Origin of the sequence: Kluyvera genomosp. 1, from assembly GCF_001266615.1 — a bacterium.
Taxonomy (GTDB): domain Bacteria; phylum Pseudomonadota; class Gammaproteobacteria; order Enterobacterales; family Enterobacteriaceae; genus Kluyvera; species Kluyvera cryocrescens_A.
Genome location: NZ_LGHZ01000014.1, coordinates 68,894 through 90,642 on the forward strand (window position 1 = coordinate 68,894; position 21,749 = coordinate 90,642).

At 53.1% G+C, this 21,749-nt stretch carries 19 protein-coding genes and 1 pseudogene; 14 read left to right on the forward strand and 6 right to left on the reverse strand.

Annotated features, from left to right (window positions below; translation table 11 throughout):
- Nucleotides 1-2 precede the first annotated feature (2 nt).
- From paaC to paaA, 3 genes are read right to left on the reverse strand one after another with little or no spacing between them, the layout of a single operon-like run.
- Nucleotides 3-758: a 1,2-phenylacetyl-CoA epoxidase subunit PaaC gene (paaC, locus tag KP80_RS09095; protein ID WP_052283317.1), complete on the reverse strand. Its 756-nt coding sequence runs from the start codon at nt 756-758 to the stop codon at nt 3-5.
- Between the two features lie 7 nt (nt 759-765).
- Nucleotides 766-1,053 (reverse strand): 1,2-phenylacetyl-CoA epoxidase subunit PaaB, encoded by a 288-nt coding sequence (gene paaB / locus KP80_RS09100; RefSeq protein WP_052283318.1) that lies wholly within the window; start codon nt 1,051-1,053, stop codon nt 766-768.
- An 11-nt stretch (nt 1,054-1,064) separates the two neighbouring features.
- A complete protein-coding gene (gene paaA / locus KP80_RS09105) occupies nt 1,065-1,994 on the reverse strand; it encodes a 1,2-phenylacetyl-CoA epoxidase subunit PaaA (protein ID WP_052283319.1) in 930 nt (309 codons plus the stop codon).
- Nucleotides 1,995-2,279: 285 nt separating this feature from the next.
- Between paaA and paaZ the strand changes: the two genes are divergently transcribed.
- From paaZ to KP80_RS23315, 6 genes and pseudogenes are all read left to right on the forward strand, one after another.
- On the forward strand, nt 2,280-4,325 hold the full coding sequence (gene paaZ / locus KP80_RS09110) for a phenylacetic acid degradation bifunctional protein PaaZ (RefSeq protein ID WP_052283320.1): 2,046 nt from the start codon (nt 2,280-2,282) through the stop codon (nt 4,323-4,325).
- 217 nt (nt 4,326-4,542) lie between these two features.
- A complete protein-coding gene (gene tynA, locus KP80_RS09115; protein WP_052283321.1) occupies nt 4,543-6,810 on the forward strand; it encodes a primary-amine oxidase in 2,268 nt (755 codons plus the stop codon).
- A 141-nt stretch (nt 6,811-6,951) separates the two neighbouring features.
- Entirely contained in the window at nt 6,952-7,689 is a 738-nt protein-coding gene (locus KP80_RS09120; RefSeq protein WP_052283322.1) for an SDR family oxidoreductase, read from the forward strand.
- Nucleotides 7,690-7,860: 171 nt separating this feature from the next.
- Nucleotides 7,861-8,400 carry a GNAT family N-acetyltransferase gene (locus KP80_RS09125; RefSeq protein ID WP_052283323.1) on the forward strand — a complete coding sequence of 180 codons (540 nt, stop codon included), beginning with the start codon at nt 7,861-7,863 and terminating at the stop codon, nt 8,398-8,400.
- 254 nt (nt 8,401-8,654) lie between these two features.
- Nucleotides 8,655-9,878: an MFS transporter gene (locus KP80_RS09130; RefSeq protein ID WP_052283324.1), complete on the forward strand. Its 1,224-nt coding sequence runs from the start codon at nt 8,655-8,657 to the stop codon at nt 9,876-9,878.
- Between the two features lie 166 nt (nt 9,879-10,044).
- Nucleotides 10,045-10,173 (forward strand): annotated as a pseudogene (locus tag KP80_RS23315) (NADH:flavin oxidoreductase); the annotation flags it as partial.
- 87 nt (nt 10,174-10,260) lie between these two features.
- On the opposite strand, the gene KP80_RS09135 reads toward KP80_RS23315, so the two are convergent.
- The 3 genes from KP80_RS09135 to KP80_RS09145 all read right to left on the reverse strand — a co-directional run bounded on the left by KP80_RS09135 (nt 10,261) and on the right by KP80_RS09145 (nt 12,653).
- Nucleotides 10,261-10,896: a DUF421 domain-containing protein gene (locus KP80_RS09135; RefSeq protein ID WP_052283325.1), complete on the reverse strand. Its 636-nt coding sequence runs from the start codon at nt 10,894-10,896 to the stop codon at nt 10,261-10,263.
- A gap of 9 nt (nt 10,897-10,905) precedes the next feature.
- Nucleotides 10,906-11,352 (reverse strand): DUF3290 domain-containing protein, encoded by a 447-nt coding sequence (locus KP80_RS09140; RefSeq protein WP_052283326.1) that lies wholly within the window; start codon nt 11,350-11,352, stop codon nt 10,906-10,908.
- A 401-nt stretch (nt 11,353-11,753) separates the two neighbouring features.
- A complete protein-coding gene (locus tag KP80_RS09145; RefSeq protein WP_052283327.1) occupies nt 11,754-12,653 on the reverse strand; it encodes a LysR family transcriptional regulator in 900 nt (299 codons plus the stop codon).
- A gap of 137 nt (nt 12,654-12,790) precedes the next feature.
- Here KP80_RS09145 and KP80_RS09150 point away from each other — a divergent pair, with 137 nt between their 5' ends.
- The 8 genes from KP80_RS09150 (at nt 12,791) to fecE (ending at nt 21,653) form a co-directional block, all read left to right on the forward strand.
- Nucleotides 12,791-13,714, forward strand: a complete 924-nt coding sequence (locus KP80_RS09150; RefSeq protein WP_052283328.1) for an alpha/beta hydrolase — start codon at nt 12,791-12,793, stop codon at nt 13,712-13,714.
- Nucleotides 13,715-14,078: 364 nt separating this feature from the next.
- Nucleotides 14,079-14,600 (forward strand): ferric citrate uptake sigma factor FecI, encoded by a 522-nt coding sequence (gene fecI / locus KP80_RS09155; RefSeq protein WP_052283329.1) that lies wholly within the window; start codon nt 14,079-14,081, stop codon nt 14,598-14,600.
- Nucleotides 14,597-15,550 (forward strand): ferric citrate uptake sigma factor regulator FecR, encoded by a 954-nt coding sequence (fecR, locus tag KP80_RS09160; RefSeq protein WP_052283330.1) that lies wholly within the window; start codon nt 14,597-14,599, stop codon nt 15,548-15,550. Before fecI ends, fecR begins: the two co-directional genes overlap by 4 nt.
- 86 nt (nt 15,551-15,636) lie before the next feature.
- A complete protein-coding gene (fecA, locus tag KP80_RS09165; protein ID WP_052283331.1) occupies nt 15,637-17,961 on the forward strand; it encodes a TonB-dependent Fe(3+) dicitrate receptor FecA in 2,325 nt (774 codons plus the stop codon).
- Nucleotides 17,962-18,034: 73 nt separating this feature from the next.
- Nucleotides 18,035-18,937, forward strand: coding sequence for a Fe(3+) dicitrate ABC transporter substrate-binding protein FecB (locus KP80_RS09170; protein ID WP_052283332.1), 903 nt, complete (start codon nt 18,035-18,037; stop codon nt 18,935-18,937).
- Nucleotides 18,934-19,932 (forward strand): iron-dicitrate ABC transporter permease FecC, encoded by a 999-nt coding sequence (gene fecC / locus KP80_RS09175; RefSeq protein ID WP_052283333.1) that lies wholly within the window; start codon nt 18,934-18,936, stop codon nt 19,930-19,932. The genes KP80_RS09170 and fecC overlap by 4 nt, the downstream gene beginning before the upstream one ends.
- Nucleotides 19,929-20,885, forward strand: a complete 957-nt coding sequence (gene fecD / locus KP80_RS09180; RefSeq protein WP_052283334.1) for a Fe(3+) dicitrate ABC transporter permease subunit FecD — start codon at nt 19,929-19,931, stop codon at nt 20,883-20,885. Before fecC ends, fecD begins: the two co-directional genes overlap by 4 nt.
- A complete protein-coding gene (gene fecE, locus KP80_RS09185) occupies nt 20,886-21,653 on the forward strand; it encodes a Fe(3+) dicitrate ABC transporter ATP-binding protein FecE (RefSeq protein WP_052283335.1) in 768 nt (255 codons plus the stop codon). It abuts the gene before it with no gap.
- The last annotated feature ends 96 nt before the right edge of the window (nt 21,654-21,749 follow it).

Genomic DNA, 21,749 nt, shown 5'->3' on the forward strand with positions numbered 1-21,749 from the left:
CATTACCACTGCTGACCGGGATACGCGCGCTGCAGATACTGCATTTCCGCCAGCATCGGCCCCAGATGTTCACTGTGTAGGCCCTGCTTGCCGCCGCTGCGGAAGGCCGCTTCCTGCGGGATCTGTAAGCCAGAATCGAGCAGCGCGGTATGCACCGTCGTCTGCCATTCGCCCTGAAGTTCACGCGGTTCGACGGCGATCCCCTGCTCAACCAGCGCGATCTCCAGCTCATCAGCCATAAACAGTTCGCCGGTAAAGCGCCACAGATTGTCGACCGCCTGCTGCATCCGCTGGGCAGAAAGTTCAGTGCCATTACCCAGACGTTCCATCCAGCCGCGGCTAAAGCGCTGGTGATAGCGCACTTCTTTAAGTCCTTTGGCGGCAATTGCGGCAATCTGTGTATCGCGGCTGTTAACCAGGCGGCTGAACAGCGCTACGTGCCAAACGTCGATAAAGAACTGACGAGCGATAGTGTCGGCAAAATTACCGTTTGGCTGTTCAACCAGCAGCAGATTGCGGAACTGACGCTCATCGCGGCCAAATGCCAGCGTATCTTCGTCGCCGCTGCCGGAGAGTTCGGCGGCATAGCTTAAGAAGTTGCGCGCCTGCCCCAGCAGGTCGAGACCGATATTGGCCAGCGCCAGGTCAATTTCCAGCTCCGGCGCATGGCCGCACCAGGCACCTAAACGCTGGGCCAGCACGAGGCCGTTATCGCCCAGACGCAGGGCATACGTTGCAACGGGATTCAGGTTATTCATCGTTGCCTCACATATGTTCCATGCCGTCCGGCACGGTGTAGAACGTCGGGTGACGGTAGACTTTGCTTTCCGCCGGGTCGAAGAACTCACCGCGCTCTTCCGGCTGCGAGGCCACGATGCTGCTGGCTTTTACGACCCAGATGGAGCAGCCTTCACTGCGGCGGGTATAGGCATCACGGGCGTTTTCTAACGCCATTTGATCGTCGGCAGCATGCAGGCTTCCCACGTGACGGTGCGATAGCCCCTGTTTGCTGCGAACAAAAACTTCGTATAACGGCCAGTATGTGTTGCTCATTCTTTTTCTCCTTAGGCGGCGTCGCGGGACTGTTGTTTTTGCGCATGTGCCAGTGCGGCTTCGCGCACCCATGCCCCTTCTTCCCAGGCCTTGCGTTTCGCACCCAGACGTTCGTGGTTACAGATGCCACGCCCGTTGATCACTTCGTTAAGTTCCTGCCAGTCGATTTCGCCGTAGCGATAGTGGCCAGTCTCTGTATCCAGCTGCAGGTCGGCATCCGGAACTTTCATACCGAGGATCTCAACCTGTGGGACGGTGTTGTCGACAAAGCGCTGACGCAGTTCATCGTTGGAATGCAGTTTGATTTTCCACGCCATGCTGCGGGCGCTGTTTGGCGAGTTGTCATCGCTTGGTCCAAACATCATCAGCGCAGGCCACCAGAAACGGTTAATTGCGTCTTGCAGCATCTGGCGCTGCTCTTCGTTACCCGCCGCCAGCGCCATGCAGGCTTCAAAGCCCTGACGCTGGTGGAAGCTCTCTTCTTTACAGATTTTCACCATCGCACGAGCGTATGGGCCATATGAGGTACGGCACAAGGCAACCTGGTTTACGATCGCCGCGCCATCAACCAGCCAGCCGATGACGCCGATGTCGGCCCAGGTCAGGGTTGGGTAGTTAAAGATGGAGGAGTATTTCATCTGGCCGTCGAGCATCTTCTGATACAGATCTTCACGGGCGCAGCCGAGGGTTTCGGCGGCGCTGTAGAGGTACAGGCCGTGTCCGGCTTCATCCTGCACTTTCGCCAGCAGAATCGCCTTGCGACGCAGGGTCGGCGCGCGGGTGATCCAGTTGCCTTCCGGCAGCATGCCGACAATCTCTGAGTGCGCATGCTGGCCAATCTGGCGGATCAGCGTTTTACGGTAGGCATCGGGCATCCAGTCCTGCGGTTCGATGGCTGTTTCCTGCGCGATGCGCTGGTCAAAGCGTTGTTCTTCTGTCACGTCATCACCTTATGATTCCGATAAATTCAACAAATCAATTTTTGTGAATCACTTTGTTTTATAAAAGTTACATCCAGGTTAAATAAAACCACAAATTTTGTTTGTGAATTTTGTGATGTGTACCGCAAAGGCTTTTACAAAACCCTTAATAAACAGACATATGATTCATGCTCACTTCGTGTCCGCGATCGCATTGTTAATAAATTATTAAAATCAGGCTTGCAATTTGTGATTCAGAAAAGAACTATTTATAGCGAGATTACGTAACATATTCGGAGATTTGCGATGCAGAAGTTAGCCAGCTATTTATCCGGCACCTGGCAGACAGGCCAGGGCCGTCCCCGCACCATTCATCACGCCATCAGTGGCGAAGCACTGTGGGAAGTGACCAGCGAAGGTCTGGATATGGCGCAGGCGCGTCGTTTCGCGATTGAGCACGGCGGGAAAGCCTTACAGGAAATGACCTTTATTGAGCGCAGCGCGATGCTCAAAGCGGTGGCAAAGCATCTGCTGGAACTGAAAGCCGATTTTTATGCTATTTCTGCCGAAACCGGCGCCACTCGCGCCGACAGCTGGGTAGATATTGAAGGTGGTATCGGCACCCTCTTCACCTACGCGGGTTTGGGTGGTCGCGAACTGCCGGACGATACGCTGTGGCCAGAAGATGAGCTGATCCCTCTGTCTAAACAGGGCGGCTTTGCCGCGCGCCACGTGTTGACCTCTAAATCCGGCGTGGCGGTACATATCAACGCCTTCAACTTCCCATGCTGGGGCATGTTAGAAAAGCTGGCGCCAACCTGGCTTGCCGGGATGCCGGTGATCATCAAACCGGCTACCGCCACCGCACAGCTGACGCAGGCGATGGTGAAAGCGATTGTTGAAAGCGGCCTGGTGCCAAATGGCGCAATCAGCCTGATTTGCGGCGGTGCAGGCTCCCTGCTCGACGAACTCGACAGCCAGGACGTGGTGACCTTCACCGGTTCGGCACACACCGGACAACAGCTGCGCGTGCATCCCAATCTGGTCGCCAAATCGATTCCGTTCACCATGGAAGCGGATTCTCTGAACTGCTGCGTTTTGGGCGACGATGTGACCCCTGAGCAGCCGGAATTCACGCTGTTTATTCGCGAAGTGGTACGTGAAATGACGGCGAAAGCCGGGCAAAAATGTACTGCGATTCGCCGTATTATCGTGCCGCAGGCGCAGATAAAAGCGGTCAGCGATGCGCTGATTGCTCGTCTGCAAAAGGTGGTGGTTGGCGACCCCGCGCAGGAAGGCGTCAAAATGGGGGCGCTGGTTAATGCAGAACAGCGACAGGACGTACAGGACAACGTCAACCGCCTGGTGCAAGCTGGCTGTGAGGTACTGCTGGGCGGCAAAGCCGATCTGAGCGCTGCCGGGGCTTTCTTCCCACCAACGCTGCTGCTGTGTACCCAGCCGGATGAAGTGTCCGCCGTGCACGCGATCGAAGCCTTTGGCCCTGTCGCCACGCTGATGCCTTACCAGAATAGCGAACACGCCATGCAGCTGGCGCGGGCGGGCGGCGGCAGCCTGGCCGGGACGCTGGTGACCGCAAGCGGTGAGCTGGCGCGTGAGTTTATTCTTGGCGCGGCTCGCTCACACGGTCGTATCCAGGTACTGAACGAAGAATCCTCTGCTGAGTCCACCGGCCATGGTTCGCCGTTGCCGCAGCTGGTTCACGGTGGCCCAGGGCGTGCTGGCGGTGGTGAAGAGCTGGGCGGCCTGCGCTCGGTGAAACATTACATGCAGCGCACGGCCGTTCAGGGTAGCCCAACCATGCTGGCCGCAATCGGACAGCAGTGGGTGCGCGGCGCACAGGTGGCAGAAGACCGCATTCACCCGTTCCGCAAATATTTCGAAGAGATCCAGCCGGGCGATAGCCTGTTGACCCCCCGCCGGACATTGACCGAAGCGGATATCGTCAATTTTGCCTGCCTGAGCGGCGATCATTTCTACGCCCACATGGACAAAATTGCCGCCGCCGAGTCGATATTTGGCGAACGCGTGGTGCACGGTTACTTCCTGATTTCTGCCGCTGCCGGTCTGTTTGTTGATGCGGGCGTCGGCCCGGTTATCGCCAACTACGGTATGGAAAACTTGCGCTTTATTGAGCCGGTTAAGCCGGGCGATACCATTCAGGTTCGCCTGACCTGTAAGCGTAAAACGGTCAAACGCCAGCGCAACGCCGAAGAGAAAGCCACCGGCGTGGTGGAATGGTCGGTCGAGATCTTCAATCAGCATCAGCAGGCGGTCGCTCTCTACTCCATCCTGACGCTGGTTGCCCGCCAGCAGGGGGATTTCCCGGCATAACGCCCTTGCCACCCCGCCCCGATAGCAGCATTTCCCCCCTATCGGGCCTGCACCATGGTTTCCCCAATGCCTCTGCGGAGGCATTTTTTATAACTGGCAAAACTGACAAATAACCTGGCATGCGCAAGCAAACGCTTAATGACGTTCGGCTGTTAGGTTAAGAGACTGAACAAGAAAAGCCTGGCACGGCACAACATAACGATAAGATGAGGTCACAATGTCTAAAGCTTTGAATCTGTCTAAACGTAAAACGGCGCTCGCGCTGGCTATCGCACTGTGTTGCGCCTGGCAAAGCCCGACCTTCGCCCACGGCGGTGAAGCGCACATGGTGCCAATGGACAAAACCTTGCAGGAATTTGGCGCTGACGTGCAGTGGGATGACTATGCACAGATGTACACCCTGATTAAAGACGGCGCCTATGTGAAAGTGAAGCCAGGTGCGAAAACCGCGGTGCTCAACGGTAAAACGCTGAACCTGCAGGTGCCAGTGGTGATGAAAAAAGGCAAAGCGTGGATTTCTGACACCTTCATTAACGACGTGTTCCAGTCAGGTCTTGACCAGACCTTCCAGGTTGAGAAAGTACCTCACCCGCTGAACTCCCTGTCGTCCGCTGAAATTGGCGAAGCTGTGACGATTGTGAAAGCCGCGCCAGAATTCCAGGCCAACACTCGTTTCACCGAAATTTCCCTGCACGAGCCGGATAAAAAAGCGGTGTGGGACTTTGCGCTTAACGGCACGCCGGTTAACACCCCGCGTACCGCCGACGTGATTATGCTCGACGGCAAACACGTGATTGAAGCCGTGGTCGATCTGCAAAACAAAAAGATCCTTTCCTGGACGCCAATCAAAGACGCCCACGGCATGGTACTGATTGACGATTTCGTTAGCGTGCAGAACATCATTAACGCCAGCACCGAGTTTGCTGACGTGCTGAAAAAACACGGTATCAAAGACACCACCAAGGTAGTCACTACGCCGCTGACCGTCGGCTACTTCGACGGCAAAGATGGGCTCAAGCAGGATGCACGTCTGCTGAAAGTGGTCAGCTATCTGGATACCGGCGACGGCAACTACTGGGCGCACCCGATCGAAAACCTGGTCGCCGTTGTCGATCTTGAGCAGAAAAAAATCATCAAAATTGAAGAAGGCCCGGTGATTCCCGTTCCGATGGAATCCCGTCCGTTTGATGGCCGCGATCGCGTGGCAAAATCGGTGAAACCGCTGGATATCATCGAGCCGGAAGGTAAAAACTACACCATCACCGGCGATATGGTGCACTGGCAGAACTGGGACTTCCACCTACGCCTGAACTCCCGCGTCGGGCCGATTCTCTCTACCGTGACCTATAACGACAACGGCAAAAAACGTCAGGTAATGTACGAAGGATCGCTGGGCGGCATGATCGTGCCTTACGGCGACCCGGATGTGGGATGGTATTTCAAAGCGTACCTGGATTCTGGTGATTACGGTATGGGTACACTGACTTCGCCTATCGCTCGTGGCAAAGATGCACCCTCCAACGCCGTGCTGCTGGATGAAACCATCGCCGACTACACCGGCACCCCAACCACGATTCCACGTGCGGTGGCGATCTTTGAACGCTATGCCGGTCCGGAATATAAGCATCAGGAAATGGGCCAGCCGAACGTCAGTACCGAACGTCGTGAACTGGTGGTGCGTTGGATAAGCACCGTCGGTAACTACGACTACATCTTCGATTGGGTATTCCACGAAAACGGCACCATTGGTATCGATGCCGGTGCGACCGGGATTGAAGCGGTGAAAGGCGTGCTGGCGAAAACCATGCACGATCCGAGCGCCAAAGACGACACCCGTTACGGGACGCTGATCGACCATAATATCGTCGGCACCACCCACCAGCATATTTACAACTTCCGCCTCGATCTCGACGTGGACGGCGAAAATAACAGCCTGGTGGCGATGGATCCGGAAGTGAAACCAAACACCAGCGGCGGCCCGCGTACCAGTACGATGCAGGTAAATCAGTACGATATCGAAACCGAGCAGAAAGCCGCGCAGAAGTTTGATCCAGGCACCATTCGCCTGCTGAGCAACACCACCAAAGAAAACCGCATGGGCAATCCGGTGTCGTACCAGATTATCCCTTACGCAGGCGGCACCCACCCGGCGGCAACCGGGGCGAAATTTGCCCCTGACGAGTGGATTTACCATCGTCTGAGCTTTATGGACAAACAGCTGTGGGTCACCCGTTATCATCAGGAAGAGCGTTATCCAGAAGGCAAATATCCAAACCGTTCGGTGCACGATACCGGTCTGGGCCAGTATGCGAAGGATGACGAGTCGCTGAAAAATAACGATGACGTGGTATGGATTACCACCGGGACTACCCACGTGGCACGTGCCGAAGAGTGGCCAATTATGCCAACCGAATGGGCGCACGCGCTGTTGAAACCGTGGAACTTCTTTGACGAAACGCCGACGCTGGGCGAAAAGAAAAAGTAACGTTGACGGACTTAACGGGCGGTAAAATCGGCATGATTTTACCGCCCGTTGTTTTACAAATGGCACTAACTGAAAGATGCCCCTTCATCTCCTCATGTATATCTACCTCCACACCTAATCATTAAGAAAGGATGGATGACGATGCTGAGAGGTAAAAGAGCCGTAATTACCGGTGGCGGCGGTGGGTTTGGTCAGGCACTGTGCGTGTGGTTAGCGCGAGAAGGCGTCGAAGTGGATTTTTGCGCGCGGCGGGCCGAGGATATTCAAAAAACCTGCAGCCTCATCACGGCCGAAGCCGGTGTAGCAAAAGGATATCTCTGTGATTTAACCCAACCCGAGTCCCTTTCGCAGTTTTCTTCACAATTATTAACGTCAGACAAACCCATCGACATTTTAATTCTCAATGCGGCCCAGTGGCTGTCGGGAACGTTAGACGATCAACCCGACGTAGAAATTATTAATACCATCAGTTCAGGCCTGACGGGTTCCATATTACTGACTCAAGCATTACTACCCGAATTAAGACGTTCAGAATGTGCTGATGTTATCTCCATTATATCTTCTTGCGGCATTCCGAATTTTACCGAATCTATTGCGCATCCCGCTTTTTTTGCCAGCAAACACGGGCTAAGTGGCTTTACCACTAAACTTTCTCACCAGTTGTCCGAGGAGAATATCCGTGTCACCGGGTTGTATCCCCCGGATTTTGAACTGACAGGCTTAGATACGCCCGTTGATAGCCCATCAAGAATGGGCGAACGGCTATTGAACGGGCGTTCGATCTGGGAAACCATTCGTTTTGTGCTGACTCAACCGCGCAGCTGTCATATCGGTAGTCTCTATTTTAACGGTCCCACGCGTGAAAAACTGAGCGTTTAAGTCTGAATTTAGCGACGTTGGGCAGATGACGTTTTCTGAGGGTTTTAAAAACGACCTTGAACCTGATGACTTGATCAACAATATGAGTATTTCCTGTACATGCAGATAAGTTGAAGCAATCATTGTACAGACAACACAATATCGACATTTTCTTTAGGACAGCACTTACTAATGCAGATACCCATACTCTATACAGAACGCTTGTTATTAAAGCCATTAGTTGCCGAAGACGCCTTACAAATTCAGGAAGTCTATCCTCGCTGGGAGATAGTTCGTTATATGACCGCCTCGGTCCCCTGGCCTTTTCCCGCTAACGGTGCTGAAAGATACGTTAATCACGTCGCGCTGCCCGATATCGCGAAAGGAATTGCCTGGTTCTGGACTATCAGACATCGCGAGGCTCCGGACATCCTAATGGGGTTAATCTGCTTGTACGACATTGAGGATAATAATCGAGGATTTTGGTTAGCGCCGGAATATCAGAGACAGGGGTACATGCGCGAAGCCAGCCATGCAGCGACAGACTACTGGTTTAATACGTTACATAAGCCCGTGCTACGAGCTCCGAAAGCGGCTCTCAATCGCCGCTCACAACGTATTTCAGACAGCAGCGGCATGCGGCTCATCAGGACTGATAAAGCCGAGTATGTCAGTGGTCTTTTAGATTCCGAACTTTGGGAAATCACCCGCGACGAGTGGAATGCTCGTTAGCGTTAGCGGATATCAGTCGGTGCCGCGCCCCCTTCGGTCTGAGCAAAGCAGACCGCCAAAATAGTTGGCTGCGTTGTGCCATGAGAAAAGTTTTGGGCTGCAGGCGCACCGGCTACTTTTCATGTGCTAAACTTTTGCATCTGTTTCTACTCGAGTTTTTTCAATGTAAAGATTCCGTCTTTTAACAGTTTTTCCTTTCCGCATTGCCTTTGGGCTATGTGGAGTTCTGTTATTTAAGATGAGAATTTTTCTGCATGAATACTCTGCTACTTGCGCTCATTCGCGCATTGCGAAGCCATCGTTGGCTGCGCTTTCTTGGTTGCGCCTATATCCTGTCATCTTTGGGAAACGGGCTTACTCAGATCATTATCTTTGGGCAATTGTTACACTGGCAGGCTTCTCCTGCGACTCTGACCCTGGTTTATATGCTGTCGATGCTTCCCGGTTTTATCGGAAGCCTTTGGGGAGAGGTTTTGTGTAGAAAAGTATCTCCCTTACGGATACTCATCGGCACAGAGTTACTCGGTTTATTAGTGCTTATTTTTCCACTATATGGCGTGGTGCATCATAGTGTTCCTGCGCTGCTTGCAGTCCAATGTTGGGAAGCGCTATTTGCCGGCATGAGCTATCCCGCGTTGACCTTATTATTTAAACGCGGGTTGCGCCCGGAAGAACTACCGGCAGCAACCGCCATGGAAACGATAATTTTTGCCTCACAAGTTATCTTTGGCACAGGCCTGGGCGTTTTACTGTTCGACCACATTTCTCTTTTAAACCTGCTTGCTATCGATGCCCTGAGTTTTGCGGCATCTGTCGCTATGCTGCTGGCATCTGGCTCTGTTTTCCGCATAACCGGGTCGCAACCTGAAAAAGGTCAGTATGTCGCGCAACAACTCCACTGGCGAAGTTTATCTCCTGTGCAAAAACGAAGCATTTTACTTTTACCTGCCCTTGCCGCCGTGGGATCTCCCGCAATGGCGCTTTTACCTGCTTTGGCACAAGAAATCAGGCCAGTCAATTCAACCGAATTGGCACTGCCACTGATTTTTGCGCGAAGTCTCGGGCAACTCTGCGGCCCGTTAGTCCTTAATGCCGATAAATTGCAACGATATTCAGCGAATAACGGGCTATTGATGGTATGTCTGAGCGGGTATATCGGGAGCTATTTTCTATTACCCCTATCTACCGGTTTTACATACGTTGGGTTGGTTATGGTCTTTAGTGCACACGTGGCGTCAAATATTGTGTTTGCTTTAGGCTCTTTCGGCGTACTTAAAAACTTCGCTGAAACACAGGTTTCGCGAGCCAGCGCAATGTCCTGGCGTGGGCAGGTTTTGACAGCCGCTGTCTCGACCGGAATAACCAGTGTAATGGCACAGCAGTTGGGTGCCTTTACTGCGCTCTACACGATTTCGATAGTCAGCCTGACGGCCGTCGGCGTTTTGCTGTGGCTCAATGGGGCGCACAGAACTCACTAACACCGTGATATAGGCAGCATTGTCAATTCATAGTGGGGAGCGAATCGCTCCCCATCATGACAATATTCATTTTCGATTAAGACAATGCGTAAGGCTCGCGCCTCTTCAAAACGCTGTTTATGAATGTGCGACCAAACCCTTTGTTATCAGCTACCGCATCTCGTCTTCATTAGGACTTTCCCTTGTCGCAGTAGGCAAAGGGCTGGTGATTAACCCGAAATGGGTGTCATTGGCTAGCGCGGGTCGGCACCGTGAAATCCAGACAGAGCCTGTTCCTAAATCCGTGCCATATCTACAAAAGGCAGCCTCATGTCACTTAACTCTCTGCAAAAAAACACATACCATCAATTACATAACGTAATCAAGGGGGGGTCTTGAGATATTACTTTTCATATCCGTATAAATTAATCCTACCCGATAAATACTCACCTAAATATACTTCACTGATTTTATTGAAGCCTTGCTTTATCACTTCATTTTCTAACCAGTCACTGTCCTTATTAAGGATTTCAAGCAGGTCATGGTTTGCTAAGCCATCGACTATAATTGGGTAACGTATATTCTCATCACCGCTTTGTATGATGGTTAACTGCCCATTCTGTTCGAGGACCACGCGTTTGAGTTGTTCAATTTCATAAATGCCATTGGCTCTTAACTTGAACATCAAATCATTTGCAGAAACACCGTTACGTAAACACTCTTTAACATTAACACTGCCATTATGTACCAGGGTGATAGGCTTGCCATCAATGATTCTTTTAACCAAGCGGTTATTCTCTTTTAAAAACTTAAGCACAAAGACGAGAAAAGTCCATATAATTAACACGAGAACAAATTGCAGTACTGTTATCGATTCATTGTAAATCACACCACCGATAATCCCCCCAAGCACATAGTTCTGAACCTGATCCATTGCGGATGACGGGGCCAGATTCCCCTTCCCCATGAGATTTATTTGAACAATTAAGCACAGTATCCCCAGGCCCAGTTTTATAATAATAGGTGTATAAATTATCATTTCTGTTCCTCAGTTCTTCATGATTTCTATTGCTGGATTCACTAGCGAAACTTCAACTAAGCTGTATGTTTTTTGATCCGGGCTGAGGTTGACTCGGTAATAAAAATCATTGATCTTAACAATAATACCGTCCGAGAGTTGCACTGAACTGGAAAATATAGAAGTCACATCGACTTTTTTTTCTTGCGACAAGAGCCTCACAAAGTTAACCATTTGTGATGATTGGGAGTGTATATTTTGACTATCGGTATAGTCGGCATATTGAACCCCAGAAATAAAGAGTAAAAACAAGAAAACGATAATCGTTAAGTCACGATATTTAGTTTGCAAACGATGACGCATATACAGGCTAAAAACAACGATCAGAATAAATAGCGCGCTAAATATAATTATGTACTTTAAATAATCATTAATATTAGATTGCGTTTGTAGATAACCAATGCCATAAAATCTCATGATTTAATAATCCCCAACCCCTAAAAACCATATTCTCATTATGGTAACACATTACCTCTCTCCACTCTTATGCTACTGAATAATTATCAGTTATCAACTTAAATTTGTCATTCTCTTTTAATTTGAAACAGAGCACATCGATGGGGGTAAGTATTTGGCGATAAAACCGTGCACGTTTAAAATTAGTCTTATTTGCCATTAAAAACGTAATCTGACGTATAAACGCGCTCGGATGACCTCTAAATATAGAGCCAGCTGAAATTTCCTACTTTCTATGGCTCTGAGCTCCTCGACATAAGTACACATTCATGTGCGCTGCAGTTTTTCAGCTCAACCCGTTACGTTGTAATAGTCTATATGAGTCCCTTCTGAATGGCTGAAACCATCGTCTTAACGAATGGCTACACAGCACCCTTATATTTCAGCACATCAATTAACAGAGAAAATGCCGAACCAGCATGACGGCGATGGGGGTAATACAGATGATATCCCGGTAAATCAGGCGTAAATTTCTCCAGGACGCGGGTCAGTTTCTTTTCTTCAATAGCCTGCTGAACCTGATCATAAGGCAGGTATGCTAAGCCGTGCCCATCAATTGCGGCATCAAGAATCAAGTCTATGGTATTCAATAAAAGCTGGCCTTCCATGCGAACCCTGACTTCTCGCCCTCCTCGCATTAATCGCCAGCGATTTGCGGAACCCGATGAGGGCAGATACAAATTGATAGCCTGGTGATCGACTAAGTGTGATACAGATGTTGGAACACCATGCCGGGATAAATAATCCGGTGCACCGACAATCGCCATCGGAATATCAGGCCCAATTCGCACAGCAATCATATCCTTATCCATTTCTCCCCCCAGGCGAACCCCAGCATCAAAGCGTTCAGAGACGACATCGGTCAGACCGTAATCGATAAGGAGCTGCACATTAATATCGGGATGCGTTTTCAGCAGCGTGCGCATTGCTGGCAACAATAGGGTCCTGGCGGCGTGTTCAACCGTGGTAATACGTATTGTGCCTGAGGGGCGATCGCGCAGATCGCCCAGCGAAGCCACAGCCGAGTCAATGTCATGCATCATGGGGCCAAGGACAGACAAAAGTTGTTCACCCGCTTCCGTCGGTACCACGCTGCGTGTGGTACGCGTTAAAAGCCGCAACCCTAACCGCTCTTCCGTGCGACGAACTATCTGGCTTAATGCTGACTGCGCCATGCCCAGACGGACCGCAGCCCGGGTGAAACTTCGTTCTTCGGCGACGGCTACGAATGCCATCAGATCGGCTATCTCATCGCGTTTCATCTTTGCGCTTCCAGCTGAGCAATTAATCATTTAAATGATAAGTCCAATCATTATTTTGGGTCTAATCATCTTAATAATCAATGACTATAGTTACCCCATCAAGCATGACAGATAACCGACAGCCCATGAGGAACCGGATGATGAACAAGAAAATTAGCTTCACAAACAGCAATATCCCGACAATTTCTTTGTCTGCTGTACTTTATTTCCCACCCGCATTTGATGAAAGCCGCAAGTACCCGGCTATTGTGGTGTCTCATCCGGGGGGCGGCGTTAAGGAAAAAACGGCCGGCACCTATGCCGAAAAGCTGGCACAAAAAGGGTTTGTCACTGTGGCCTACGATGCTTCTTATCAGGGCGAAAGCGGCGGCGAGCCACGCCAGCTAGAAAATCCCTACATCCGTACTGAAGATGTCAGCGCGGTGATTGATTACCTGACCACACAGCCTTATGTCGACACTGCGCGAATTGGCGCGATGGGAATTTGCGCCGGAGCGGGCTATACCGCCAATGCCGCAATTCAGGATCGTCGCATCAAGGCCATCGGAACGGTCAGCGCCGTTAACATCGGCTCAATGTTCCGTAATGGCTGGGAAAACAATGTGAAGTCCATTGATGCACTGCCGTATGTTGAGGCGGGATCCAGCGCCCGTACCGGTGATATGAGCAGCGGTGAACATGCCACCATGCCGCTGGCGCCAATGAACGAGTCTGATGCGCCAAATGAAGAGTTGCGCCAGGCCTGGGAGTATTACCACACCCCTCGGGCACAGTATCCGTCGGCCCCCGGTTACGCCACGCTGCGAAGCCTCAACCAAATCATTACCTACGACGCGTACCATATGGCGGAGGTTTATCTGACCCAGCCGCTTCAAATTGTTGCGGGTAGCGTAGCGGGAAGTAAATGGATGAGCGACGACCTGTACGATCGCGCCTCAAGCCAGGACAAGCGGTACCACATTGTTGAAGGCGCTAACCATATGGATATGTATGATGGCAAAGCATACGTCGCTGAAGCGGTTTCAGTATTAGCGCAATTCTTCGACGAGACGTTGAAATGATGTCTGTTCATATTTAGAACGCCGATATGGTCTGACATATTGCCGCCAACATCGTGCTTCCAACGGCGTTCGCTGAACCAAAACAGTCGCCGCAATGATTAACTGCCACGCTGTTGGCAGTTGTAAGGAGCTGCCTTGGTGTCCCTGTTGCCTGTCGGTTTCGCTAATTAGCCAGAACAGGGACGCGGAGACAGCGCGTGCCAGAAGCGGCTCATCTTTCCCTATCCAGTACCGACCTCACAGCATTTATATAAAAAACAGAACATTAAAAATTTCATCATCCTACCATTTTATTTTTAATTGAAATGATAACCATTCTCATATTAGTATAACCGCGTGATAATTAACTTTTGATACACTCCGCATGTCTGACCGCGCCACTATTACTGCTTCCTTAACGCTCGAGTCGCTTTATGGCTCGCATCACGGCTGGCTGAAAAGCTGGCTGACGCGAAAGCTCCAGTCTGCCTTTGATGCAGATGACATTGCACAGGACACGTTTCTACGGGTAATGGGCAACGACACGCTCTCAACAATCCGCGATCCTCGCTCTTTCCTGTGCACTATCGCCAAACGCGTGATGGTTGACCTGTTTCGCCGAAACGCGCTGGAAAAAGCCTATCTGGAGATGTTGGCGCTGATGCCGGAGGGGCTGGTACCTTCGCCCGAGGAACGCGAAAGCCAGCTCGAAACCCTGCAGCTCGTCGACAGCATGCTTGACGGCCTAAATGGAAAAACACGCGAAGCATTCCTGCTTTCGCAGCTCGATGGTCTGACATATAGCGATATCGCGCTGAAGCTCGGTATCTCCGTTAGCTCGGTGAAAAAGTATATGGCAAAGGCTATCGAACATTGTCTGTTGTTTCGTCTGGAGCATGGCCTGTGAACGTGTCTATCACCGATTCTCGCCGTCAGGCATTGCGCTCCGCATCACACTGGTATGCCGTATTGAGCAGCGAGCGCGTCAGTCCGCAGCAGGAAGCACGCTGGCAGCAATGGTATGAAGAGGACAAGGATCATCAGTGGGCCTGGCAACAGGTTGAAAACCTGCGTAACCAGCTCAGTCACGTTCCAGGCGAGGTCGCCAGCCGGGCGCTTCACGATACTCGCCTGACTCGCCGTCACGTCATGAAAGGGCTGCTGCTCCTGCTCGGCGCGGGTGGCAGCTGGCAGCTCTGGCAATCTGAAACCGGTGAAGGTCTGCGCGCAGACTACCGCACCGCCAAAGGCGCGATCAGCCATCAGCGGCTCGAAGATGGCTCGCTGCTGACGCTCAACACACAAAGCGCAGCGGACGTGCATTTTGATACACATCAGCGCACCGTCCACCTCTGGTACGGCGAAATTGCCATCACCACCGCAAAAGATGCTCAACAGCGACCTTTCCGCGTGATGACCCGCCAGGGCCAGCTCACCGCGTTAGGCACAGAATTTACCGTCTATCAGCAAGACGGCGTCACTCGCGTTGCCGTTCAGCAACACGCTGTTGAAGTCTTGCTGGCAAACCATCCACAAGAAAAACGCATTGTAAACGCGGGCCAAAGCCTGCCGTTTAGCGCGTCTGAATTTGGCGTAGTAACCTCGACGGATGATGAAAGTGCGAGCTGGACTCAGGGCGTTCTGAGCTTCAGTGATACACCGCTGGGTGAAGTGATTACCACGCTGAGCCGTTATCGCAACGGCGTGCTGCGCTGCGATCCGGCAGTCGCCGGGCTGCGCCTGAGTGGGACTTTCCCGCTAAAAAATACCGATGCCATTTTGGATATTATCGCCAAGACTCTTCCAGTTAAAATTCAGTCAGTTACGCGGTATTGGGTCAATATTTTGGCATTGTAAGAAAAATAATTCTCATTTTTATTGTCCTTTTTCCTCTTCTCATTCGACTCATAGCTGAACACAACAAAAATGATGATGGAGAAGGTATGACGCCTTTACGCGTTTTTAGCAAAACAACACCTTTGGTTAACGCCATTCGCCTGAGCCTGCTGCCGCTAGCAGGCCTCTCGTTATCCGCTTTCGCAGCACAAGTTGATATCGCGCCAGGCTCACTCGACAAAGCACTAAACCAATATGCTGCACACAGCGGCATTACCCTGTCTGTTGACGCCAACTTGACGCGCGGCAAACAGAGCAACGGTTTGCACGGCGATTACGATGTTGAAAGTGGTTTGCAGCAACTGCTCCAGGGCAGCGGTCTGCAGGTGAAACCGTTAGGGAATAACAGCTGGACGCTTGAACACGTTCCTGCACCACAAGAAGATGCGCTAACGGTTGTGGGCGACTGGCTGGGCGACGCGCGCGAAAATGACGTATTCGAACATGCTGGCGCGCGTGACGTTATCCGCCGTGAGGATTTCGCCAAAACCGGTGCGACAGCCATGCGCGACGTGTTGAACCGCATCCCGGGTGTTACCGCGCCGGAAAACAACGGTACCGGCAGCCACGATCTGGCGATGAATTTTGGTATTCGCGGCCTCAACCCGCGCCTCGCTAGCCGCTCAACTGTACTGATGGACGGTATTCCCGTACCGTTTGCGCCTTACGGTCAGCCACAGCTTTCACTGGCGCCTGTCTCGCTCGGAAATATGGATGCCATCGACGTGGTACGCGGCGGTGGCGCGGTGCGTTATGGGCCGCAAAGCGTAGGCGGCGTGGTGAACTTTGTCACCCGCGCGATTCCACAAGATTTCGGTATCGAAGCCGGGATGGAGGGGCAGCTCAGTCCAACTTCTTCGCAAAACAATCCCAAAGAGACGCACAATCTGATGGTCGGCGGCACGGCGGATAACGGTTTTGGTACCGCCCTGCTTTACTCCGGCACACGCGGCAGCGACTGGCGCGAACACAGCGCCACGCGCATCGATGACCTGATGCTGAAAAGCAAATATGCCCCAAATGAGGTGCATACCTTCAACAGCCTGCTGCAATACTACGACGGTGAAGCCGATATGCCCGGCGGCCTGTCCCGTGCGGATTACGACGCCGACCGCTGGCAATCTACGCGTCCAAACGATCGCTTCTGGGGGCGTCGCAAACTGGCAAGCCTCGGTTATCAGTTCCAGCCGGACAACCAGCATAAGTTCAATATTCAGGGCTTCTACACCGAAACCCTGCGCAGCGGGTATCTGGAACAGGGCAAACGTACCACCCTCTCACCGCGCAACTACTGGGTACGCGGCATTGAACCCCGCTACAGCCAGAGCTTTATGCTTGGCTCCTCCGCGCATGAAGTGGGCGTAGGATATCGCTATGTGAGCGAATCAACGCATGAAATGCGTTACTACACCGCAACCAGCAGCGGACAGCTGCCGTCCAACGCCAGCCCTTACGATCGCGACACCCGTTCCGGCACCGAAGCTCATGCCTGGTATTTGGATGACAAAATTGATGTTGGCAACTGGACAATCACACCGGGTATGCGCTTTGAACATATCGAGTCATATCAGAACAACGCCATCAAAGGTACGCATGAGGAAGTGAGCTATAACGCGCCGCTTCCGGCACTCAACGTACTCTATCACCTGACTGACAGCTGGAATCTTTATGCAAACACCGAAGGCTCATTCGGCACCGTACAGTACAGCCAAATTGGCAAGGCTGTGCAAAGCGGCAATGTGGAACCGGAAAAAGCGCGAACCTGGGAGCTTGGAACCCGATACGACGATGGCGCGCTGACGGCGGAAATGGGGCTGTTCCTGATTAACTTTAATAATCAGTACGACTCCAACCAGACCAACGACACCGTTACCGCACGCGGCAAAACGCGCCATTCCGGACTGGAGACTCAGGCTCGCTATGACCTCGGCACGCTGACGCCAACGCTCGACAACGTTTCCATCTACGCAAGCTATGCGTATGTGGACGCCGAGATCCGCGAGAAAGGCGACACCTACGGTAACCAGGTGCCGTTCTCGCCGAAACACAAAGGCACGTTGGGCGTGGACTATAAACCGGGCAATTGGACCTTTAACCTGAACAGCGATTTCCAGTCCAGTCAATTTGCGGATAACGCCAACACCGTTAAAGAGAGCGCCGACGGTAGCACCGGCCGCATCCCTGGCTTCATGCTCTGGGGCGCACGCGTAGGCTATGACTTTGGTCCGCAGATGGCAGATCTGAACCTTGCGTTCGGCGTGAAAAATATCTTCGACCAGGCGTATTTCACCCGCTCTTATGACGACAACAACAAAGGCATCTACGCAGGCCAGCCGCGCACGTTGTATATGCAGGGGTCGTTGAAGTTCTAAATCCCGGTTGCCCGGCCTGCATCCTGTTTTGCAGGCCGGGTTAGCGAAGCACCACTCGACATAGGCAATTCACATGTTCACACCATTACGCACCCTATTTGCCGCTCTGCTGCTGATTACCGGCCACGTCTTTGCCGCCACGGTTCAGGACGAACATGGCACCTTTACGCTTGATAAAACGCCACAGCGGATAGTGGTGCTGGAACTGTCGTTCGCGGACGCGCTGGCCGCCGTCGATGTCAGCCCGGTCGGCATTGCCGACGATAACGATGCCACGCGTATTCTGCCCGAGGTCCGCACCCATCTGAACCCCTGGCAGTCTGTCGGCACGCGTGCGCAGCCGAGTTTAGAAGCTATCAGCGCGCTGAAACCGGACCTGATCATTGCCGATAGCAGCCGCCATGCGGGTATTTATAGCGCCTTACAGCAAATCGCACCGGTGCTGCTGCTGAAGTCTCGCAATGAAACCTACGCTGAAAATCTTCAGTCTGCGGCCATCATCGGCGAAGTCATCGGCAAAAAGGCACAGATGCAGTCGCGCCTGGCTCAACATAAACAACAGATGTCAACGTGGGCTAACCAGTTGCCAAAAGGCACGCTAGTGCTGTTCGGTACGTCTCGGGAGCAGCAGTTCAACCTTCACACGCAGGAGACTTATACCGGGAGCGTCCTGACCTCTCTGGGGCTGAGCGTGCCTACAGCAATAGCGGGTGCGTCTATGCCATCCATCGGATTTGAACAGCTGCTGGCGCTCAATCCTGAATGGCTGCTGGTCGCGCACTATCGCGACGAGAGCATCGTGAAGCGCTGGCAGCAAGATCCGCTGTGGCAGATGTTAACGGCTGCGCAAAAACAGCAAACGGCTTCCGTCGACAGTAACGCCTGGGCGCGGATGCGCGGCATTTTCGCGGCCGAACGTATTGCCAGCGACACGGTAAAAATCTTTCATCACCAGCCTTTATCCGATGTGAAATGACAGTACTCAAACATCCGGCGCTGCAGTGGGGATTTCCCCTTGCCGCGCTTATTGTCATTTTCTGGCTGAGTCTGTTTTGCTACTCGGCCATTCCTGTTTCTGGCGTTGATGCCATTCACGCCCTGATGCCCGGTCATACGCCGACGCTTGCACAAGCGCTGGTGCAAAACCTTCGTCTGCCGCGCAGCCTGGTCGCTATCCTGATCGGTGCGAGTCTGGCTCTCGCGGGAACGCTGCTGCAGACCCTGACACAGAATTCAATGGCCTCCCCTTCGCTACTCGGCATTAACAGCGGCGCGGCGCTGGCAATGGCGCTTACCAGCGCTATCATCCCTACGCCCGTCACGGGTTACTCCATCGCTTTTATCGCGGCCTGCGGCGGTGGCGTAAGCTGGCTGCTGGTGATGACCGCAGGCGGCGGGTTTCGCCATACTCAAGACCGAAACAAACTGATCCTCGCAGGGATCGCGTTTTCGGCTTTTTGTATGGCCCTGACTCGCATCACCCTGCTGCTGACGGAAGATCACGCCTACGGCATTTTGTACTGGCTAGCGGGGGGCGTATCCCACGCAGGCTGGCAGGAATTCTGGCCGCTTTTCCTGATGGTGGTGGTTTCGGTACCGGTGGTCATGTTGCTGGCGAATCAGCTGAACCTGCTTAACGTCAGCGACAGCACCGCCCGCACGCTGGGGGTGAATCTGCCGAAGCTACGTTTGACAATCAATATTCTGGTACTGCTTCTGGTAGGCACCTGCGTCAGCGTGGCCGGTCCGGTGGCGTTTATCGGCCTGCTGATACCGCATCTCGCGCGCTTCTGGGTGGGATTCGATCAGCGCAAGGTCCTGCCAATGAGCATGCTTATGGGTGCCACGCTGATGCTGCTGGCGGATGTTCTGGCCAGAGCGCTGGCCTTCCCTGGCGAGTTGCCCGCAGGAGCAGTGGTGGCGCTGGTTGGCGCGCCCTGCTTTGTCTGGCTGGTCAGGAGGCGGGGATGAAAATTACGCTCGTCATTTTCATCGTCCTCGCGCTGGCAGGATTTTCGGCTCTGTCGCTGCAAATGGGCGTGATCTCCGTTCCCTGGCGCGCCCTGCTGACCGATTGGCAAACCGGGCGCGAGTATCATTATGTGTTAACGACGTACCGCCTGCCGCGTCTGCTGCTGGCACTGTTCGTCGGTGCCGGCCTCGCGGTAGCAGGCGTTCTGGTGCAGGGGATCGTGCGTAATCCTCTGGCATCACCGGATATCCTCGGCGTCAACCACGCCGCCAGCCTGGCCTCTGTAGGCGCACTGCTTCTCTTACCATCGCTACCGGTGATTGCACTGCCATTGTTGGCCTTTACCGGTGGCATGGTGGGCCTTGTCCTGCTGAAAATACTGGCGAATATCCGCCAGCCAATGAAGCTGGCGCTCACGGGTGTTGCGCTTTCTGCCTGCTGGGCAAGCCTGACCGATTATCTCATGCTCTCGCACCCGCAAGATGTGAACAGCGCTCTGCTCTGGCTGACCGGCAGCTTATGGGGCCGCGACTGGAGCTTTGTGAGGATTGCCGTCCCGCTGTTGCTTGTGTTTCTGCCGCTGAGCCTGTTTTTTTGCCGCGATCTCGATCTTTTGGCTCTGGGCGATGCGCGCGCCACCACGCTCGGGGTGTCGGTGTCTCGTACCCGGTTCCACGCTTTGCTACTGGCTGTCGCCATGACGTCGACCGGCGTGGCCGTCTGCGGCCCAATTAGCTTTGTTGGCCTCGTCGTGCCGCATATGGTACGCAGCATCACCGGTGGCCGTCACCGCTGGCTACTACCCGTTTCGGCCCTGACCGGTGCGTTGCTGTTGGTAATTGCTGACCTGATGGCGCGAGTGATTCATCCCCCACTGGAACTTCCGGCTGGCGTGCTGACCGCCATTATCGGCGCACCGTGGTTTGTCTGGCTGCTTGTGAGAATGCGATAAATGACATTACGAACTGAAAACTTGACGGTCCATTACGGTACAAACAAGGTGCTTGACGGCGTTTCACTCGCCCTGCCTGCGGGGAAGATCACCGCTCTGCTCGGCCCCAACGGCTGCGGGAAATCGACGCTGTTAAACTGTTTTTCGCGGCTGCAAACGCCGCAATCTGGAACGATATTTCTTGGCGATAATCCCATCAATGCGTTTTCATCACGCCAGCTGGCCCGCAGGCTGGCACTGCTGCCGCAGCACCATTTAACGCCAGAGGGGATCACCGTCCGGGAGCTGGTGTCGTACGGTCGCAACCCGTGGTTGACACTGTGGGGACGTCTTTCCGTTGAAGACAATGCACGGGTCAATGCAGCCATGCGCCAGACCCAGGTCGATCATCTCGCCGAACGACGGTTAACCGATCTTTCCGGCGGTCAGCGCCAGCGCGCATTTTTGGCAATGGTGATGGCGCAGGATACCCCGGTCGTTCTGCTTGACGAGCCGACAACGTACCTGGACATCAACCATCAGGTTGAGCTGATGCACCTGATGGGGGAACTCAAAGCCCGAGGGAAAACGGTCGTGGCGGTATTACACGACCTGAATCAGGCAAGCCGATACTGCGATCGTCTCGTGGTGCTCGCAAATGGACGGATAATGGCGCAGGGCACGCCAGAAGAAGTCATGAAGCCGGAGCTCCTGAAATCGGTATTTTGCGTTGAGGCGGAAATTCATCCCGAGCCGGTCTCGGGAAGGCCAATGTGCGTAGTGAGGTAGGTGACACAAGCCGTAAGAACCAAAGTATGACGGAACGCAACGGGACTGACGCCATCAAGCCTTTTCAGGATGGCGCTGAACTCTTCCTGAATCTGA

What these genes read in the sequence shown, in the direction of transcription:
- paaC (WP_052283317.1), bottom strand. Translation starts at nt 758, where the DNA reads ATGAATAACCTGAATCCCGTTGCAACGTATGCCCTGCGTCTGGGCGAT.
- paaB (WP_052283318.1), bottom strand. Translation starts at nt 1,053, where the DNA reads ATGAGCAACACATACTGGCCGTTATACGAAGTTTTTGTTCGCAGCAAA.
- paaZ (WP_052283320.1), top strand. Translation starts at nt 2,280, where the DNA reads ATGCAGAAGTTAGCCAGCTATTTATCCGGCACCTGGCAGACAGGCCAG.
- tynA (WP_052283321.1), top strand. Translation starts at nt 4,543, where the DNA reads ATGTCTAAAGCTTTGAATCTGTCTAAACGTAAAACGGCGCTCGCGCTG.
- KP80_RS09120 (WP_052283322.1), top strand. Translation starts at nt 6,952, where the DNA reads ATGCTGAGAGGTAAAAGAGCCGTAATTACCGGTGGCGGCGGTGGGTTT.
- KP80_RS09125 (WP_052283323.1), top strand. Translation starts at nt 7,861, where the DNA reads ATGCAGATACCCATACTCTATACAGAACGCTTGTTATTAAAGCCATTA.
- KP80_RS09130 (WP_052283324.1), top strand. Translation starts at nt 8,655, where the DNA reads ATGAATACTCTGCTACTTGCGCTCATTCGCGCATTGCGAAGCCATCGT.
- KP80_RS09135 (WP_052283325.1), bottom strand. Translation starts at nt 10,896, where the DNA reads ATGATAATTTATACACCTATTATTATAAAACTGGGCCTGGGGATACTG.
- KP80_RS09140 (WP_052283326.1), bottom strand. Translation starts at nt 11,352, where the DNA reads ATGAGATTTTATGGCATTGGTTATCTACAAACGCAATCTAATATTAAT.
- KP80_RS09145 (WP_052283327.1), bottom strand. Translation starts at nt 12,653, where the DNA reads ATGAAACGCGATGAGATAGCCGATCTGATGGCATTCGTAGCCGTCGCC.
- KP80_RS09150 (WP_052283328.1), top strand. Translation starts at nt 12,791, where the DNA reads ATGATGAACAAGAAAATTAGCTTCACAAACAGCAATATCCCGACAATT.
- fecI (WP_052283329.1), top strand. Translation starts at nt 14,079, where the DNA reads ATGTCTGACCGCGCCACTATTACTGCTTCCTTAACGCTCGAGTCGCTT.
- fecA (WP_052283331.1), top strand. Translation starts at nt 15,637, where the DNA reads ATGACGCCTTTACGCGTTTTTAGCAAAACAACACCTTTGGTTAACGCC.
- KP80_RS09170 (WP_052283332.1), top strand. Translation starts at nt 18,035, where the DNA reads ATGTTCACACCATTACGCACCCTATTTGCCGCTCTGCTGCTGATTACC.
- fecC (WP_052283333.1), top strand. Translation starts at nt 18,934, where the DNA reads ATGACAGTACTCAAACATCCGGCGCTGCAGTGGGGATTTCCCCTTGCC.
- fecD (WP_052283334.1), top strand. Translation starts at nt 19,929, where the DNA reads ATGAAAATTACGCTCGTCATTTTCATCGTCCTCGCGCTGGCAGGATTT.
- fecE (WP_052283335.1), top strand. Translation starts at nt 20,886, where the DNA reads ATGACATTACGAACTGAAAACTTGACGGTCCATTACGGTACAAACAAG.